Genomic DNA, 17,726 nt, shown 5'->3' with positions numbered 1-17,726 from the left:
GAGAAATTATGATATATATAGTTTTAATTTTGATACTTGTTGGTGCTGATCAACTATCAAAATACCTCATAGATAGCAATATGCTAGAAGGGGAGACACTACCTATAATAAATGATTTTTTTCATCTTACTTATGTAAAAAATAGAGGTATTGCCTTTGGAATGTTTCAAGGAAAACTAGATATAATAAGCATAGCTACAATTATAGCAATTGTAGCTATTGCTTATTACCTGTATAAAGAGAGAAATAAATTATCTATGGTAGAAAAAATGGGATTTATTTATATCTTAGCAGGAGCTATTGGAAATATGATAGATAGAGCCTTTAGAGGATTTGTAGTAGATATGGTAGACTTTAGAGGTATCTGGAGTTATGTATTTAATCTAGCTGATGTCTGGATAAATATAGGAGTAGTATTTGTACTACTAGACCAATTAATTCTTAGAAAGAAAAGAGAAACCGAGGAGGATAAGAAATGACATTTCAAGAGATAATTTTTGCCCTTCAAAAATATTGGAGTTCTAAAGGGTGTGTATTAGGAAACCCTTATGATATTGAGAAGGGAGCTGGAACATTTAACCCAAATACATTCCTTATGTCATTAGGACCTGAACCATGGAGCGTGGCATATGTTGAACCATCAAGAAGGCCTAAAGATGGAAGATATGGAGAGAATCCAAATAGAGTTTATCAACACCATCAATTTCAAGTTATAATGAAACCATCTCCATTAAATATTCAAGAGCTTTATCTAGAAAGTTTAAGGGTATTAGGAATAGAACCTGAAAAGCATGATATCCGTTTTGTAGAAGATGACTGGGAATCACCTACACTTGGAGCATGGGGACTTGGTTGGGAAGTATGGTTAGATGGAATGGAGGTAACTCAATTCACATATTTCCAACAAGTAGGAGGATTAGAGCTTGATCCTATTCCTGTTGAGATTACTTATGGGCTAGAAAGAATAGCACTATATATACAAAATAAAGAAAATATTTATGATTTAGAATGGGCTCCAGGAGTAAAATATGGAGATATGAGATTCCAATTTGAATATGAAAACTCTAAATACTCATTTGAATTAGCAGATTTAGATAAACATTTTAAATGGTTTGATGAGTTTGAAAAAGAAGCAAGTAGAATACTAGACGAAGGTTTAGTATTACCAGCTTATGACTATGTTTTAAAATGTTCTCATGTATTCAATGTACTAGACTCAAGAGGTGCTATATCTACGACTGAGAGAATGGCATATATATTAAGAGTAAGAAACTTAGCAAGAAGATGTGCTGAAGTTTATGTTCAAAATAGAAAAGATTTAGGATATCCGCTATTAAAAAAATAATTAGATGAGTAAAAATAAAAAATAACTTTCGTTCAAAGAATAGAGAGCAAGTAGGCTTATCTCATTAAAAACACAAGGGTTAAGCCTTTGGCTTATTGTGTTTTTTTACATTCGTTTTCGCTGACTTGCTCTAACTATTCTTTTCAATCTTTGTTATTTTTAATTTTATCAACACAAATAAAATTTTTTAATAGGAATATCAGTTATTAATTAAGAGGAGGAAGAACATTGAGATTATTATTTGAAATTGGAATGGAAGAATTGCCAGCAAGATTTCTTAAGCAGGCATTAAGTGATTTAAAATCTAATTTAGAAACAAAATTAAATAATGAAAGAATAAAATTTGATGAGATAAAAACTTATGGAACACCTAGAAGATTAGTACTAGATGTACATAACTTAGCTGAAAACCAAGAGGACTTAGATCTTGTAAACTTAGGACCAGCTAAAAATGTAGCTTATGTAAATGGAGAAATTTCAAGAGCTGGACTTGGATTTGCTAAATCTCAAGGAATAGAACCAGAGCAACTAGAAATTGTTTCTACTCCAAAAGGAGAATACATAGCTGCTAGAAAATTTATGAAAGGTAGAGCTACTAAAGAACTTTTATCTGAAATTTTAAAATCTCTAGTATTAGAGTTAAACTTCCCAAAATCTATGAAATGGGCAGATAAAAAATTAAGATTTGCAAGACCAGTTCAATGGTTCTTAGCTTTATGTGATTCAGAAGTAGTTCCATTTGAAATAGAAGGAATAGCAAGTCGAAATAGATCAAGAGGACATAGATTCTTTGGAAAAGAGTTTGAAGTATCTAACATAGAAGAATACTTTACAAAAGTTAAAGAGAATAATGTTATCATAGATATAGAGGAGAGAAGAGCATTAGTTAAAGATTTAGTAGCTAAATGTGCTGGTGCTGGAGAGCAAGTTCACATTGAAGAGGAGCTATTAGATGAGGTAACAAATTTAATAGAGTATCCTTGTCCAATAGTTGGAAGTTTCAATGCTGATTTCTTAGAAGTACCACAAGATGTATTAATTATATCTATGCAAGTACACCAAAGATATTTCCCTATTTTAGATACTAATGGAAAATTACTTCCTAAATTTGTAGTTGTAAGAAATGGTATTGAATCTTCTGATTTCGTAAGAAAAGGAAATGAAAAAGTATTATCAGCTAGACTTGCAGATGCTAGATTCTTCTATCAAGAAGATTTAAAACATCCATTAGCTGATAATGTAGAAAAATTAAAAACAGTAGTATTCCAAAAAGATTTAGGAACTATCTATCAAAAAATAGAAAGAAGTAAAGAGATAGCTACTTATCTAATAGATGTATTAGGTTGTACAGATAGAAAAGAAGATGTATTAAGAACTGTATATCTAGCTAAAGCTGACCTAGTTTCTAATATGATAGGAGAGAAAGAGTTTACAAAACTTCAAGGATTTATGGGAGCAGATTATGCACTAAAATCTGGAGAGAATGAAAAAGTTTCATTAGGAATAAAAGAGCACTATTATCCAAGATTCCAAGGTGACTTATTACCAACAGAAATGGAAGGAATAATAGCGGGTATATCTGATAGAATAGACACTCTAGTAGGATGTTTTGGAGTAGGAGTTATTCCAAGTGGTTCAAAAGACCCATTTGCTTTAAGAAGAGCAGCTTTAGGAATAGCTAACGTAATAGTTAACTCTAAATTAAATATATCATTAAAAGCATTAGTTAATAAATCTTTAGATACTTTAGTAGCTGACGGAGTATTAAAAAGAGATAGAGCTACTGTAGAAACTGAAGTATTAGAATTCTTTAAACAAAGAGCTATCAATATTTTTGGTGATATGGGATATAGTAGAGATGTAATTGTTGCAGTAGTAGATAAAGATTGTGATAACTTAGTAGATGCACTTGAAAGAGTAAAAACTTTAGAGTCATTTGCTAAAGAGGAAGAGTTTGGAAAACTATTACCTGTATTAAAAAGAGTTGGAAATATCTCTAAAGACCATACAGATATGATAATTAATCCAAAATTATTCAAAGAGGATATAGAGAAGAAATTATATCAATTTTCTGTAGAGTTAAGTAATAAAATAAATCTAGCTATTGAGCAAAGAGATTATACTAACTATTTACAAGAGATAATAGCTGGAAAAGATATAATCAATAACTATTTTGATAAAGTAATAGTAATGGATAAGGATGAGGATATTAAAAATAATAGATTATCTCAAATGAAATTTTTAACTGATATCTTTACTGAGATGGCAGATTTGAACCAAGTAGAAGAGAGATAAAATTAAATTTAGGATTAAAATTAGGAGAAAATAGAAAGATGCGAGAGTTTTTAAAAAGAAAAGATGTAGAATTATCTATAAAAAGATATTTGATTGATGCTTCTAGTTATATGGCATTGGGACTTTTTTCTACTCTACTTATAGGAACTATACTCAATACGGTGGGAGGAAAATTAGGAATAACTTTTTTAACTGATGCAGTATGGAAGACAGCTAGAGATATGACGGGCCCTGGAATAGGAATTGCAGTAGCTTATGGGTTAAAAGCTCCTCATTTAGTTCTATTTTCTTCTACTATAACTGGAGGTATAGGAGCTATCTACGGAGGTCCTGTAGGAGCTTTTATAGGAGCAGTTGTTGGAGTAGAATTTGGTAAAATAGTATCTAAAGAGACAAAAGTAGATATAATAGTAACTCCAGCTGTAACTATAATAACAGGCTCTTTAATTGTTTATTTAGTAGGACCATTTGTAGCGAAACTTATGGCAACTTTTGGTGCTATGGTAACATATGCTACAGAATTACAACCATTTGCTATGGGCATACTTGTTTCAACTATCGTTGGAATAGCATTAACTCTCCCTATTAGTAGTGCAGCTTTATGTATGATGATAGGGTTAGGAGGTCTTGCTGGAGGAGCTGCAACAGTAGGATGTTCAGCTCAGATGGTAGGTTTTGCAGTAATGAGTTTTAAAGAAAATGGTTGGGGTGGACTTGTAGCACAAGGAATTGGGACATCCATGCTTCAGATAGGAAATATAGTAAAAAATTGGAAGATATGGATACCACCAATAGTAGCAGGAGCTATATTGGGTCCAGTGTCTACAATAGTTTTTAAATTTCAAAATATACCGATAGCTTCAGGAATGGGAACAAGTGGATTTATAGGACAGTTTGGAACAATTACAGCTATGAATAGTATAGGAGTAACTGGATTAAAATTATATCTAGGAATATTATTACTTCATTTTTTATTACCGGCTATAATTACTTTAATAGTAGCAAAGTTTATGAGAAGAAAAGGTTGGATAAAAGATGGAGATTTGAAGTTAGATCTGTAGAAAATTTATGGGAAAGGAAAGAGAAATGGAGTTAAAAAAGATAGAGAAAGCTTTTGAAATGATACTAGATGGAATAGGAGAAGATAAAAATAGAGAAGGCTTAGTAGATACACCTAAAAGAGTTGCTCAAAGTTATGAAGAGTTTTTTTCAGGTGTAAATAAAGATCCAATAGAACCATTGCTTAAATATTTTTCAGTAGAGAATAACGATTTAGTTATGGAGAGAAATATAGATTTTTATTCTATGTGTGAACACCATTTTTTACCTTTCTTTGGAACAATAGATATAGCATATATCCCAAATGGAAAAATAGTAGGTTTTGGAGATATTATTAAGAGTATAGAGATACTTACAAAAAGGCCACAGATACAGGAAAGACTTGGAAGTGAGCTAGCAGATGTAATTTATAGAACACTTAATTGTCAAGGTGTTATGGTAGCAATAAGGGCAAAGCATCTATGTATGACTATGAGAGGGGTAAAAAAAGAAAATAGTCAAATAATAACTACTGCTTATCGAGGTGTATTTGAAGATGATGCTGCTAGAAGAATAGAAATATTAACTTTATTAAAATAATGGTGGTATAATGGATAAAATTTATATAAATAACTTAGAGTTTATAGGATTTCATGGAGTTTTTCTTGAAGAGAAAAAGTTAGGGCAAAAATTTTTAGTATCTTTAGAGCTTACTATTGATACAAGAGAAGCTGCTAAAACTGGTGATTTAACAAAATCAGTTCACTATGGTCTAGTAGCTCAAGATGTAGAAAAGATTTTTTTAGAAAAAAGTATAGATTTGATAGAAACATGTGCTGAAAATATAGCTGAAATGGTGTTAAAAAAATATAAGTTAGTAAAAGAGGTAAAAATTATTATAAAAAAACCTTGGGCGCCTTTACAGATGCATTTTGAAAATGTAGCCATAGAAATTACTAGAAAATGGCATAAAATCTATCTTTCATTAGGAAGTAATATGGGAGATAAACAGGCAAATCTTTTAGAAGCTATTAAAAGAATAGGTAATTTAGAAAGTACGGAGATAGTTAAAAGTAGTCGAATGTTAGAGACGGAACCTTTTGGGTATTTGGAACAAGATAATTTTTTAAATGCTTGTTTAGAAATAAAAACTCTTATGACAGCACAGGAATTTTTAAAGGAAATTTTACAAATAGAACTAGATATGGGAAGAGTTAGAGAATTAAAATGGGGACCAAGAATAATAGACATTGATATATTATTTTACGATAAAGAGATAATTGAGGAGGATAATTTAGTTGTACCTCATCCTTGGATTTGTGAAAGAGAGTTTGTATTGGAACCATTGGCTGAGATCGCACCGAATTATATACATCCTTTGGAAAAAAAAACAATATCTATATTAGATAAAAAATTAAAAGAGGGTGAAAAAAAGAAATGGAGATTAGAAAACTTGAAAGATTAGAAATAAATAAAGCATTGAAGCTTATATGGGATGTATTTTTAGAAAGTGAAGCTTTTAATTATAATAGAAGAGGAGTAGAAGAGTTTAGAAAATTTTTAGATTGTAGAGAATTAATAAATAGATTCGATTTTTATGGAACTTATGATAGAAGAGAATTGATAGGAGTAATAGCTTTTCAAGGAGGACAACATATTTGTTTCTTTTTTGTAAAAAAACCTTATCAAAGGCATGGGATAGGTAGAAGACTTTTTAATGAAGTTTTGAATATAGTGAAAGAAAAGGAGATAACAGTAAATTCTCCTGGAATAGCAGTGGATATTTATAAGAAATTGGGATTTGAAATTACAGATTGTGAGCAAGATATAAATGGAATAAAATTTTTTCCAATGATATACAAAAGATTAAAAAGAGATTTTCAAATTTTAAAATGTAGAGAGAAAGAGTTAGAGTTAGGAAAAAGAACTTTAATAATGGGAATACTAAATGTTACACCTGATTCTTTTTCGGATGGAGGGGAGCATAATACAGTAGAAGAAGCTGTAAAATATGCGAAAAAGATGATTGTAGAGGGTGTCGATATTATTGATATCGGTGGAGAATCTACAAGGCCAGGACATACTAAGATAGATGAAGAAGAAGAGATAACTAGAGTTATACCAGTAATAAAAAAAATTGTAGAATTAGGTGTGATTGTATCTATTGATACATATAAATATAAAGTTGCAGAAGCAGCTTTTGAAGCAGGAGCCCATATATTAAATGATATATGGGGATTACAATATGATAATGGAGAAATGGCAAGGGTAGTAAAAAAATATAAAGTTCCTATGATTGCTATGCATAATCAAATTGGAAAGGAATATAGAGGAGATATTATCTGGTGTATGAAAGAGTTCTTTAAGAAAACTTATGAGATAGCTGAAAGATATGAAATACCTAGAGAAAATATCATTTTAGATCCTGGAATTGGTTTTGGAAAGGGAATAGAAGAAAATTTAGAAGTGCTTTCAAGATTACAAGAACTAAGAGAAATTGGAAGATTACTTTTAGGAACATCTAGAAAGAGATTTATAGGAACAATATTGAATGATTTACCACCTCAAGAAAGGGTAGAAGGAACAGTTGCTACTACTGTTTTAGCGATAGAAAAAGGTGTTGATATAGTGAGAGTGCATGATATAGTACCTAATAAGAGAGCAGCTATGGTAGCAGATAAGATAGTAAGAAAATAGTTGGTATAAAGTTGAGTAAAAAGATAAAGAAATTCTAGACAAAATAATAAAAATAGTATATAATAGGTATATAAAATTGAAAAGATACCAATTAGAGGAGGAAACAATTATGGCAATTTTGCATATAACAAAAGAGAATTTTGAAAAGGAGGTACTACAATCAAAAGAGCCAGTATTAGTTGATTTTTGGGCTTCTTGGTGTGGACCTTGTAAAGCATTAGCACCTATTTTGGATGATATAGACTCAGAATTAGCTGGGAATGTGAAAGTAGTAAAAATTAATATAGATGAAGAGGAAGAATTAGCAGCTCAATTTAGAGTAATGAGTATTCCAACTCTTTTACTTTTCAAGAATGGAGAGGTAGTTAATAAATCAGTTGGGCTTTCTCCAAAAGAAGAAGTAATGGCCTTTGCAAAGTCTTAAAAAATTTTTAAAATTTTTGGAATATATAGTGTTAGTATAGCTTAATAGCTTTATTAACACTTTTTTTATTAATTATTAAATATATTGTTAGTAATTATTTAACTGAATATGATACAATAGTAAATAATAAGTAATAAAATTGTTTTAAAATTAAATAGAATTAGATTTTATATAAAAAAATAAAAATTGAACTTTGAAAGAGTTTTTTATGATATTTAATATAATTAACAGGGGGGATTTTTTTGTTATTAAAAAAAATAAATATTTATAATCCTTTAACTAGAAAAGGATTTATTCAAGAGGTTTCATTAATAATGGAACCGGCTATTGAAGCTATGTATTTGGAATTAAAAAATAATCATGAAGCTTTATTTAAACATAAGGAGTTATTGTCACTGAGTCCTGTAGGAATGAAAAATTATAATATTGAAATAACAGGATATGAAGGAACAGCTCTTTATAAAATTTTCCATGGAGAAGAACTAGTGGTATTAGGAGAAGTATTTACTAATGAAGAAGAGATAAAGAAATTTTCAAAGGATTTAAGTTTAGAATTAGTAGAGGCTTATAAAGATATACCATCAGCACCAGTTTCAACAATAATTTTTACAGGGAAGTTTTATAAAATAAATAAGTTAATGCAAGAGAATTTATTTTCATTTTGTAGGTTACTAGGATTTTCAGTTGTAAGACTCTTAGTAGACTATAATGATCATGTAAAAATATAGATATTATCAACTAAAATTTAACATTTTGAAAAAAAATAATATACTAATGAATAAAAATATGGTAGAATTAGAGTGACATAAAAATAAAAATATAATGGGATTTTTAGTCTAGAAAGGAGAATGTAGGAATGTCGATATTTAGAGAAGAATATCAAAAAAAATTAGTAACAGCAGAACAAGCAGCAAAGGTAGTTAAATCTGGGGATTATGTAGATTATGGTTGGTGTGTAACTACGACAGTAGCTTTTGATAAAGCATTAGCAAAAAGAATGCCAGAGTTAACTGATATTAATTTAAGAGGTGGAGTACTTTTATGGGAACCGGAAGTATTTAAAATTCAAAGTCCAGAGAAGCATTTTACTTGGAATTCGTGGCATGCAAGTGGATTAGAAAGAAAATTGATATCTAAGGGATTGGGATTTTATATTCCATTGAGATACTCTGAGATGCCAAGGTACTATAGAGATGGAGCAGCAAAGGTAGATGTAGCAGTTATGCAGGTAACACCTATGGATGAATCAGGATATTTTAATTTTAGTGTTAGTCCTTCCCACGCAATGGCTGTATGTGAAGTAGCAAAAACAATAATTCTTGAGGTAAATAAGAATCTTCCGGTATGTCAAGGGGGATTTGAACATGCAATTCATATTTCTAAGGTTGATATGGTTATAGAAGGTGATAATCCTATGCCAGCTATTTTACCAGCACCTACTCCTTCAGAAGTTGATATGAAAGTAGCAGAGTTAATAGTTGAGGAATTAAAAGATGGATGTTGTATTCAATTGGGAATTGGAGCTATGCCTACAGCAGTAGGATCTTTAATAGCAAAATCTAATTTAAAAGATTTAAGCGTACATTCAGAAATGTATGTTGATTCTTTTGTTGAGATGGCAAAAGCTGGAAAAGTTACAGGAACACATAAAAATTCAAATAGATTCAGACAAGTATTCACATTTGCAGCTGGAGGAAAAGAGATGTATGAATATTTAAATAACAATTCTGAGCTTATGGCAGCTCCAGTTGATTATGTAAATGATATAAGAATTATATCTTCAATAGATAATTTTATATCTATTAATAATGCTGTAGATATAGATTTATTTGGACAAGTAAATGCAGAAAGTGCAGGATCTAAGCATATAAGTGGTGCAGGAGGACAGCTTGATTTTGTATTGGGAGCTTATCTTTCAAAAGGTGGAAAAAGCTTCATATGTTTATCGTCTACATATAAGACAAAAGATGGTCAATTAAAATCTAGAATTAGACCAATGTTAGAAGAAGGATCTATTGTAACTGATACAAGATCAAATGTTCAATACATTGTAACTGAATATGGAAAAGTAAATTTAAAAGGGAAAAGTGTATTTGAAAGAGCAAAGCTTTTAATAAGTATAGCTCATCCTGATTTTAGAGAAGAACTAAAAGAGGAAGCTAGAAAATTAGGGATTTGGAAAGATTAATTGTAATTATAGGGTTAGTATATTAGCTATATTACATCCATTATCTTAAATATTAAGATGATGGATGTATTTTTTAAAATAAAGATTGACAAAACTGTACTTTGAAGGTAATAATAATTATAAAGAGAATTTTTATTTGAGATAGGGGGAAATAAATTGGATAATTTAATAATTACAGTAGGAACAAGTTTAATAGAAAACTATATTAAACATAATCCAGAGAAAGAAAATATTACTAAAGATGATATTTTAAGCTTTTATGAAAAAGAAAAAATTGAAGATTTACGAGATAGAAGATTTGGATTAGAAATAATTTCGATAGAAAATTTAAGAAAGAAAGATATTTTTTCAGGAAGACATCTATTTATGATAACACATGATACTGTAAATGGAAGATTAGCTGGAGAGGTATTGGAGGAATTTTTCTTAAGTAAAGGAATAGTAAGAAGGGTTACTAGAAAAGCTGTTGAAAAGATGAATAAAAGAAATCCTGATGAATTTAGAACAAAAGGATTAAGAAATCTAGTAGAAGAAGTTGGAGATATAGTAGAGCAAGTTGGAAATAAATATAATATAGCCGTATGTACAGTTGGAGGTTATACAGCAGAGATATTTATGGTAAGTCTTATGGCTCAAATTCTTGGAATTAAATCATATTTTATGTTTAGAGAGTTTGAAGATGTTACTGAGATACCACCTTTACCTATAAAGATAGACTATAACTATTATTTAGAAAATAAAGAGTTTTTCAATACTATTTCAAATAATGAGAGATTAGAAAAAGAAAAAGTTGAAAAATATTTAAATGAAAATTTAGAGTTATCTTATTTCTTAGAAGAGGTAAAAGATGGAGAAAAAACTTATGTAGAATTATCTGCAATGGGAGATTTTTACTTAAAGACTGTTAAAAATTGTAAATATTTACCAAGAAGAACTACTAATGTTCCTGTAAGTGAAAAAGAGATACCATCTTCAACAATCACAGAGAGACCACAAGAGTTAGATGATATGTTAAGTCTATTAAAAGGTTCTCCATATGTAAATAAGTTAAAAGTTGTATTCCATAATCCAAATAGAAAATTAAAAGTTTCTAAATTCTTTATTTTAGATAGTGATGATTTTGAGAGTACATTAGCTCTTGAAATGAAAACTTCTATGGGAGGATTTAGAGTAGATATATATACTGTAGCTGATACTAAGAAAGAGTATGAAGCTCTAATGGTATATTTCAATGAAAACTTTCTATAATAGATAAAATAATTATATAAAAGATATAAGAGACTGTTGCAAATTCTTAAATTGAAATCAAAAAATAAAAACATTTAATAATATAAAAGGAAAAAAGTTTACTTCCAATCGCTAGTGCTTACACAATGCTCATTACAGTAAATTTTTTTCCTTTTCCTTTACTCTTTACTCTTTATTCTTTGAACGAAAGTCATTCTTGAATTAGTTATAATAACTTTAATTTCTTAAATTGCAGCAGTTCCGTTATTTTTTGATTAGTTTAGAAATTTTTCTGCTATAATAGTGATAGAAAGGAGCAGATAAAATGTATAAAAGAAGATTTTATATAATTATACTTATATTTTTCATATGGTATTTAGGTTCAATTTTTAAATTATGGAATAGTTTTATAATTCCACCTCCTGAAAAGGTAATAAAAAGTTTTTTTATTTTATCAAAAAATGGAAAATTACTAAATAGCGTAGCTATAAGTTTAAGAAGAGTTATAATAGGTTTTGGAATATCTATATTTTTTGCTCTTCCTCTTGGAATAGTATTTGGTATAAAGCCTAAATTATATGAGTATTTTAAAAATCTGTTGGAATTTATGAGGCATGTTCCTCCATTAGCTCTAGTTCCAATGATAATACTCTGGTTTGGAATAGGAGAGTTATCAAAAATAGTGATAATAATATTAGCTAGTTTTTTTCCCATATTTTTAAATTCACTAAAAGGGATAGTAAGTTGTGATGAGAAATATATAGAGGTTGGGAAAGTTTTTAATTTAACTCATATGGAGATATTTAAAAAGATAATATTACCAAGTGCTATTCCAGATATACTTCTAGGATTAAAGTTGGGGCTTGGTTATAGTTGGAGAGCAATAATAGCAGCGGAACTTATAGCTTCATCTTCAGGGATAGGATATCTAATTTTAGATGCCCAACAAATATCTAGGTCAGATATAGTAGTTGTTGGTATATTATCCATAGGATTTTTAGGAATGATTACAGATTACATATTTTCTATTTTTACTGATAAATATTTAAAAAAAAGAAAAGGAAGCTTATATGAGAGGGTTATATAGAGTAAAAAACTTAACTAAAACCTATGAAAGAAAAGAGGTTTTTAAAAATTTAGATTTAGAGATAAAAAATGATGAAATAACAGTTATCTTGGGAAAAAGTGGCTGTGGAAAAACTACTTTAATGAGAATACTATCTAAATTAGATGAAGATATTCAAGGGGAAGTGAAATTTTATGATGAAAATAATTTAGAGACTCAAGGAAGGTATGGAGTAGTTTTTCAAGAGAGTAGATTATTACCTTGGCTTACTGTAGAGGAGAATATAACTATTCATGGGAGAAAAGAGAGTGTAGATGGATATTTAGAGATGATAGGACTGGGGGAGTATAGGAAAAGTTACCCTCAAGAACTATCTGGAGGAATGGCTCAAAGAGTAGCATTAGCTAGAGCTTTAAGTTATGAGCCAGATACTCTGTTTATGGACGAGCCTTTTTCAGCTTTAGATTATTTTACAAGAAGACAATTGCAAAAAGAGTTATTAAAAATCTATGAGAAAACAAAGATAGGAGTAATTTTTGTAACACATAATTTAGATGAAGCACTAGCACTAGCTCATAGAGTTTTAGTTATAAAAGAGGGAAACATAATAGAATTTAGAATAGATAAAAATTATCCAAGAGAGATAGAGGATATGGAGTTAATAAAGTTAAAAGGTAAAATAATAGATTTAATAGAAAATTAAGGAGGATAAGTATGTTAAAAAAGATAATGGTTTTAATAAGTATGGTTTTAGTGTTATTATTAGGTGCATGTGGAAAGGAAAAAAAAGTTGAAAATATAAATTTGACTTATGTTAAATCTCCATTAAATATTCCATCTATATTAGAAAAAAATTTAAAAATGTTTGATAAAGAGTTTGAAAAAGATGGAATAAAGATAAATTTTTATGAATTGACAACAGGACCAGAACAAACTAATGCCTTAGCAGCTGGAGAGTTAGATTTTTTACATGCACTAGGTGGAACTTCTGCTATAATAGCAGCTTCCAATGGAGTAGATTTAAAAATTACCAATGTATATAGTAGGTCACCAAAGGGATTTATGATTCTTTCAAAAAAAGATGATATAAATACTCCTGAGTCATTGAAAGGGAAAAAAATTGGAGGACCAAAGGGAACAATACTTCATCAAGTATTAGTTGGATATTTAGGAAAAGGAAATCTTAAAGAGGAAGATGTAGAGTTTATAAATATGGGACTTCCTGATGCTTTAGCAGCTATGGAAAGTGGACATATAGATGCAGCCCTACTTGCTGGACCTGTAGCTTTAAAAGCTATAAAAAATGGCGCTAAGGTAGTAAGTAATGGGGAAGGGTTGACACAAGGGCTAGTAGTTACAGCTGTAAGTGGAAAATTTTTAAAAGAGAATCCAGAGTTAGTTAAGAGATTTTTAAAAGTCAATGAAGAAGCAGTAAAATATATTGATGAAAATTTTGAAAATACTTTAAAAATAACAGCTGAAGATGTAGGGTTAACAAAGGAAGAGGTACTAGAGTTATATCCACTATATGATTTTAATCCAGAGATAAGGGAGGCAGATATTCAAGATTTAATAGAGACACAAGAGTTTTTAATAAAAAATGGTATGCAAGAGAATAGAATAGATATAAATAGTATTATAGCTAAATAGAAATTAGGGTGTTGTGATAAATAGCAACACCCTAATTTTATTGGGAAGTAAAATGATAAAAATTATTTGTTATTAACACTATTTATAAATTCGTAAATACGATTTAAGTTTTCTTCAGTTGTAAATGCTGGACCACCATGTTTTGCCCCAATTACAAGTTCAATCTCAACTTTATTTTTAGATATTTCTTTTAATTTTTCAGCGAAAGTTACAGACTGTGTATAAGGGACAACATTGTCAGAAGTTCCATGTTCAATAAAGAAGTGAGGAGAATTTTCAGAAATATAGTTAGTAGGATTATTTTCATTTACTAACTCAGGAATTTCAGATAATTTTTTTCCCATGTATAGTGATGCTGGAGAATCAGCAGCACCATGTACTTCATCACTTATAGGTTGATTAGGGTCTTCAACAGCAGCACCACGTAATTGAGGTCTTATTCCTAGATTTTTTAACTCTTTATCCATAGTTAATAAATTTATAGGTGGAAACCATGCAACTACAGCATGAACAGAACTAGAAACATCAGAGTTTCCCAATTCTGGATTATCAAATTTAGTTGTACCGCTAGTTACTCCTGCTAAAGTGGCAAGGTTAGCTCCAGATGATCTTCCAAAAAGTGTTATTTGCTCAGCATCTAAATTAAATTTATTAGCATTTGCTCTTATAAAACGAATAGCAGCTTTAACATCTTCAATAGCAGCAGGAAATGTGGCTTCTCCACTAAGTCGATAGTTGATACTTACAACTGCATATCCCTCTTTTAATCCTCTTAAGATAGGAAGAGAAAAATTCTCTCTCTTATCTCCAGACATCCATGCTCCACCATGTATAAAGATTATTACTGGATATTTTTCTTTCTTTTCATCAGGTAGATAGATATCTAACTTTTGTGCTTCTGATATTGGAGCATAGCTAATATCCAAATATTTATTTTTTATTGAATTAATATCTAAAATATCTTTCTTTCTAACTGGTTGCTCCGCTCTTTGCTCATCTTCTTTAGAAGAAGTATCAATACTATATGTAAAAGATGAAGTAGCTAAAAGTAAAGCAGTTATAAAAAATATTTTATATAATTGTTTTTGCATTGTATAATTACCTCCATAAGTTAAAATATTTATGCAACATAGATTAGGAGTTAAAATATTATTATTGTATTGTTAAATTATTCTCTTTAAATTTAATTTTGTTAGTATACCTACAACTTTTCCTACAAGAATAGCAGCAATAATAGTTCCCTCTCTCACTCCAGAAATATTTTCTAAGAATATAAAAGAGATAATAACAGCTATTACAACTGTAGTAACGTCAAATCCCATTTTTATATTATGGAACTCAAAGATAGTTTTTTCTTTAAGTGCCATCATAACGCCTTCAGCAGGTAGTGGAACAAGTTTAGCTTCTAAATATAGATAAACACCAATTCCAATTAGAACAATACTAACTAACATATAGATTAGTCTAATTATATAATTTTCAGAAGGTGTAAAGTAAAATATCATATTTGAAAAAGAAACAAAGTAACCAAATAGGCTTGCACATATAATTTGTAATAAGCTATGAAATTTAAAATCTTTTTTTAAGATAAAAACCTGTAAAATAATATAACTACAAAAAATAACTGATACACATAATCCTTGATCTAATCCAGAGATTAAACTTACAACATAGGGTATAGCATTAACTGGAGATACTCCTAAATTAGATTTTACAGAAAATGTTACTCCAATAGCCATAATAAATAGTCCAATACAATAAATAATAATTCTTTTAAAATGATTCATCTTTCTTTCTCCTAAATTTCTCTTAAAGTTTTTAATTTTATATCTATTTCATTTGAAAGTGATTTTAGACTTTTTTCTAAATTATCAACTTCAACTTGAGTTAGATTTTTACAAATTTCTTTTGTTAAGTTTTCATCAATTTCATATAGAGTTTTTATATTCTTTTTTATTTTTTCTTTCAAAATAATGTTGAAAATTCTTTTATCCTCATTACTTTTAACTCTTTCAACATACCCTTTTTTCTCTAGCTTATCTATTATTGCTGTAACTGTATTCTGGTCTTTTTGAGATTTTATAGCTAATTCTTTTTGAGAAAGTTGGATATCACTTTCAAAAAGTATTCTAACTATAACCCATTGTTCAGGGGTAATGTCATACTCTTTAAACTTTTCAGTTAAAAGTTGAGAGAATTTTTTAGCTGTAACACAAAGATTATAACCAAGTAAATCTATTTTTATCACCTCCAATAAAAGTCTCACAAAAAATATTTTAATACGTTTACGTATTATTGTCAAGAAAAAAGAGATAGTTACAAATTCTTAAATTGAAACTATCTCTTAAATAATATATTCTATTTATTAATCTGAAAGTTAAATAGTGGCTTTTTTCTTTGTGAAGATAAATGTAGAGATGAAAGTTACAGAGATAGTGACAATCATAGCTACTAAATATACTAACCAATATTGAGGTTTAACAGTTAATATTCCTGGTAATCCTCCTACTCCAATACTATTAGCCATTACTCCAAAGAATCCACAAATACCAGCACCACAAGCTGAACCAATCATAGCACAAATCATAGGGTATTTATATTTAATATTAACTCCATAAAGAGCTGGCTCAGTAACACCTAAATAAGCTGAGATAGCAGCAGGAATAGCTACATCTTTTTTTACCTCTTTAGAAGAGATACTCATAGCTAATGAAGCAGTAGCTTGAGAGATATTACTTAGAGCTAGTAGGGGGAATATCATTGTTCCACCTAATTGTTGAATAAGAGTAAATTCAACAGCATTAGTAGTGTGATGTATTCCTGTAATAACTAGTGGAGCATATAAGAAACCAAAGATAATAGAACCTATCACAGCAAATTTACCAGTAAGCAGTACTTGGAATATATGTCCTACAAAATCTCCTAAGATTCTTCCTACTGGACCGATTATAGCGTGAGCTAAAAATACAGTAATCACTAAAGAGATTAAAGGAACAATAACAATTCTAACAGCTTCATGAACAACTTTATTAAGCTTAGTTTCTATATATCCAAGAGTAAGTCCTGCTAAGATAGCTGGAATAACTTGAGCTTGATAACCTACTTTATCTATAGAGAATGCAATAAAATCCCAAGCTTCAGGAGTAGCTTTACCTATGTTGTAAGCATTCATAAGTTGTGGAGAAACTAAAGTGATACCTAAAATTATTCCTAGTATTTGACTTCCTCCCATTTTTCTAACAACTGACCAAGTGATACCAACAGGTAGAAAATGAAATATTGCCTCTCCAATCAGCCAAAGAAAATTATATACTGTAGCCCAGAAAGGATGAGCTTGAGCTAAAGTTTGTCCACCAAATTGAATATCTCCAATAAGATTTCTAAATCCTAAGATAAGTCCACCACAGATAATTGCTGGCAGTAAAGGTACAAATATCTCTGCCATAGTAGATAAAAATCTCTCTAAAGGATTCATATTTTTCTTAGCATACTCTTTACTTTCCTCTTTAGAGACCTCTTTTAAATCAAAAAGAGCTGTCATAGTTTTATAAAATTCTGCCACTGTATTTCCAATAATTATTTGAAATTGTCCTCCACTTGTAAAACTTCCTTTTACACTTTTAATTGCTTCTAATTTTTTTATATCAGCTTTATCTGTATCCTTTAATACAAAACGAAGTCTAGTCATACAGTGAGTAACTGAGGAGATATTATCCTTTCCTCCAACTCCCTCTATTACTTTTAAAGCGTCTTCTCTAAATTTTTCATTAATCTCTGCCATATTCCAATCCTCCTA

At 29.5% G+C, this 17,726-nt stretch carries 18 protein-coding genes and 1 pseudogene; 15 read left to right on the top strand and 4 right to left on the bottom strand.

Translation table 11 applies throughout. The features are described 5' to 3' along the window. Nucleotides 1-8: 8 nt before the first annotated feature. The 15 genes and pseudogenes from lspA to DYA59_RS06995 all read left to right on the top strand — a co-directional run bounded on the left by lspA (nucleotide 9) and on the right by DYA59_RS06995 (nucleotide 13,930). The gene (lspA, locus tag DYA59_RS07060) at nucleotides 9-479 is read left to right on the top strand and encodes a signal peptidase II (protein WP_115270745.1); all 471 of its coding nucleotides are present in this window, start codon (nucleotides 9-11) and stop codon (nucleotides 477-479) included. After that, nucleotides 476-1,345, top strand: a complete 870-nt coding sequence (gene glyQ, locus DYA59_RS07055; protein WP_005883024.1) for a glycine--tRNA ligase subunit alpha — start codon at nucleotides 476-478, stop codon at nucleotides 1,343-1,345. The genes lspA and glyQ overlap by 4 nt, the downstream gene beginning before the upstream one ends. A gap of 228 nt (nucleotides 1,346-1,573) precedes the next feature. Next, nucleotides 1,574-3,640, top strand: a complete 2,067-nt coding sequence (gene glyS, locus DYA59_RS07050) for a glycine--tRNA ligase subunit beta (RefSeq protein WP_115270743.1) — start codon at nucleotides 1,574-1,576, stop codon at nucleotides 3,638-3,640. Between the two features lie 38 nt (nucleotides 3,641-3,678). Then, nucleotides 3,679-4,701, top strand: coding sequence for a PTS transporter subunit IIC (locus tag DYA59_RS07045; RefSeq protein WP_115270741.1), 1,023 nt, complete (start codon nucleotides 3,679-3,681; stop codon nucleotides 4,699-4,701). Between the two features lie 25 nt (nucleotides 4,702-4,726). Beyond that, the gene (folE, locus tag DYA59_RS07040) at nucleotides 4,727-5,278 is read left to right on the top strand and encodes a GTP cyclohydrolase I FolE (protein WP_115271520.1); all 552 of its coding nucleotides are present in this window, start codon (nucleotides 4,727-4,729) and stop codon (nucleotides 5,276-5,278) included. Between the two features lie 10 nt (nucleotides 5,279-5,288). Further along, entirely contained in the window at nucleotides 5,289-6,143 is an 855-nt protein-coding gene (gene folK / locus DYA59_RS07035) for a 2-amino-4-hydroxy-6-hydroxymethyldihydropteridine diphosphokinase (RefSeq protein ID WP_115270739.1), read from the top strand. Further along, nucleotides 6,116-6,523, top strand: a pseudogene (locus tag DYA59_RS09550) (GNAT family N-acetyltransferase); the annotation flags it as partial. The gene folK and the pseudogene DYA59_RS09550, both read left to right, overlap by 28 nt. 6 nt (nucleotides 6,524-6,529) lie before the next feature. Continuing rightward, nucleotides 6,530-7,375 carry a dihydropteroate synthase gene (folP, locus tag DYA59_RS07030; protein WP_115271518.1) on the top strand — a complete coding sequence of 282 codons (846 nt, stop codon included), beginning with the start codon at nucleotides 6,530-6,532 and terminating at the stop codon, nucleotides 7,373-7,375. Between the two features lie 109 nt (nucleotides 7,376-7,484). Further along, nucleotides 7,485-7,799, top strand: a complete 315-nt coding sequence (gene trxA / locus DYA59_RS07025; protein WP_115270737.1) for a thioredoxin — start codon at nucleotides 7,485-7,487, stop codon at nucleotides 7,797-7,799. A gap of 242 nt (nucleotides 7,800-8,041) precedes the next feature. Further along, the gene (locus tag DYA59_RS07020; RefSeq protein ID WP_115270735.1) at nucleotides 8,042-8,527 is read left to right on the top strand and encodes a hypothetical protein; all 486 of its coding nucleotides are present in this window, start codon (nucleotides 8,042-8,044) and stop codon (nucleotides 8,525-8,527) included. Between the two features lie 128 nt (nucleotides 8,528-8,655). Then, nucleotides 8,656-9,987 (top strand): butyryl-CoA:acetate CoA-transferase, encoded by a 1,332-nt coding sequence (locus DYA59_RS07015; protein WP_115270733.1) that lies wholly within the window; start codon nucleotides 8,656-8,658, stop codon nucleotides 9,985-9,987. A gap of 156 nt (nucleotides 9,988-10,143) precedes the next feature. Then, entirely contained in the window at nucleotides 10,144-11,235 is a 1,092-nt protein-coding gene (locus tag DYA59_RS07010) for an antitoxin (RefSeq protein ID WP_115270731.1), read from the top strand. A 304-nt stretch (nucleotides 11,236-11,539) separates the two neighbouring features. Next, nucleotides 11,540-12,301, top strand: coding sequence for an ABC transporter permease (locus tag DYA59_RS07005; RefSeq protein WP_115270729.1), 762 nt, complete (start codon nucleotides 11,540-11,542; stop codon nucleotides 12,299-12,301). Continuing rightward, a complete protein-coding gene (locus DYA59_RS07000) occupies nucleotides 12,285-12,983 on the top strand; it encodes an ABC transporter ATP-binding protein (protein WP_115270727.1) in 699 nt (232 codons plus the stop codon). The genes DYA59_RS07005 and DYA59_RS07000 overlap by 17 nt, the downstream gene beginning before the upstream one ends. Nucleotides 12,984-12,994: 11 nt before the next feature. Then, the gene (locus DYA59_RS06995) at nucleotides 12,995-13,930 is read left to right on the top strand and encodes an NrtA/SsuA/CpmA family ABC transporter substrate-binding protein (protein WP_115270725.1); all 936 of its coding nucleotides are present in this window, start codon (nucleotides 12,995-12,997) and stop codon (nucleotides 13,928-13,930) included. Nucleotides 13,931-13,992: 62 nt separating this feature from the next. Here the strand turns inward: DYA59_RS06995 and DYA59_RS06990 are convergent, their stop codons facing one another. The 4 genes from DYA59_RS06990 to treB form a co-directional block, all read right to left on the bottom strand. Continuing rightward, the gene (locus DYA59_RS06990) at nucleotides 13,993-15,021 is read right to left on the bottom strand and encodes an alpha/beta hydrolase (protein ID WP_115270723.1); all 1,029 of its coding nucleotides are present in this window, start codon (nucleotides 15,019-15,021) and stop codon (nucleotides 13,993-13,995) included. Nucleotides 15,022-15,093: 72 nt separating this feature from the next. Beyond that, complete coding sequence (locus DYA59_RS06985; RefSeq protein WP_115270721.1) at nucleotides 15,094-15,717, bottom strand: YczE/YyaS/YitT family protein; 624 nt, start codon at nucleotides 15,715-15,717, stop codon at nucleotides 15,094-15,096. Between the two features lie 11 nt (nucleotides 15,718-15,728). Next, on the bottom strand, nucleotides 15,729-16,178 hold the full coding sequence (locus tag DYA59_RS06980) for a MarR family transcriptional regulator (protein ID WP_245943751.1): 450 nt from the start codon (nucleotides 16,176-16,178) through the stop codon (nucleotides 15,729-15,731). A 129-nt stretch (nucleotides 16,179-16,307) separates the two neighbouring features. Continuing rightward, complete coding sequence (treB, locus tag DYA59_RS06975; protein ID WP_218564215.1) at nucleotides 16,308-17,711, bottom strand: PTS trehalose transporter subunit IIBC; 1,404 nt, start codon at nucleotides 17,709-17,711, stop codon at nucleotides 16,308-16,310. Between the last annotated feature and the right edge of the window lie 15 nt (nucleotides 17,712-17,726).

The organism is Fusobacterium necrogenes, from assembly GCF_900450765.1.
Classification (GTDB): domain Bacteria; phylum Fusobacteriota; class Fusobacteriia; order Fusobacteriales; family Fusobacteriaceae; genus Fusobacterium_A; species Fusobacterium_A necrogenes.
The sequence above is the reverse complement of the archived record's forward strand: the minus strand, read 5'-3'. Positions and strand labels throughout refer to the sequence as shown.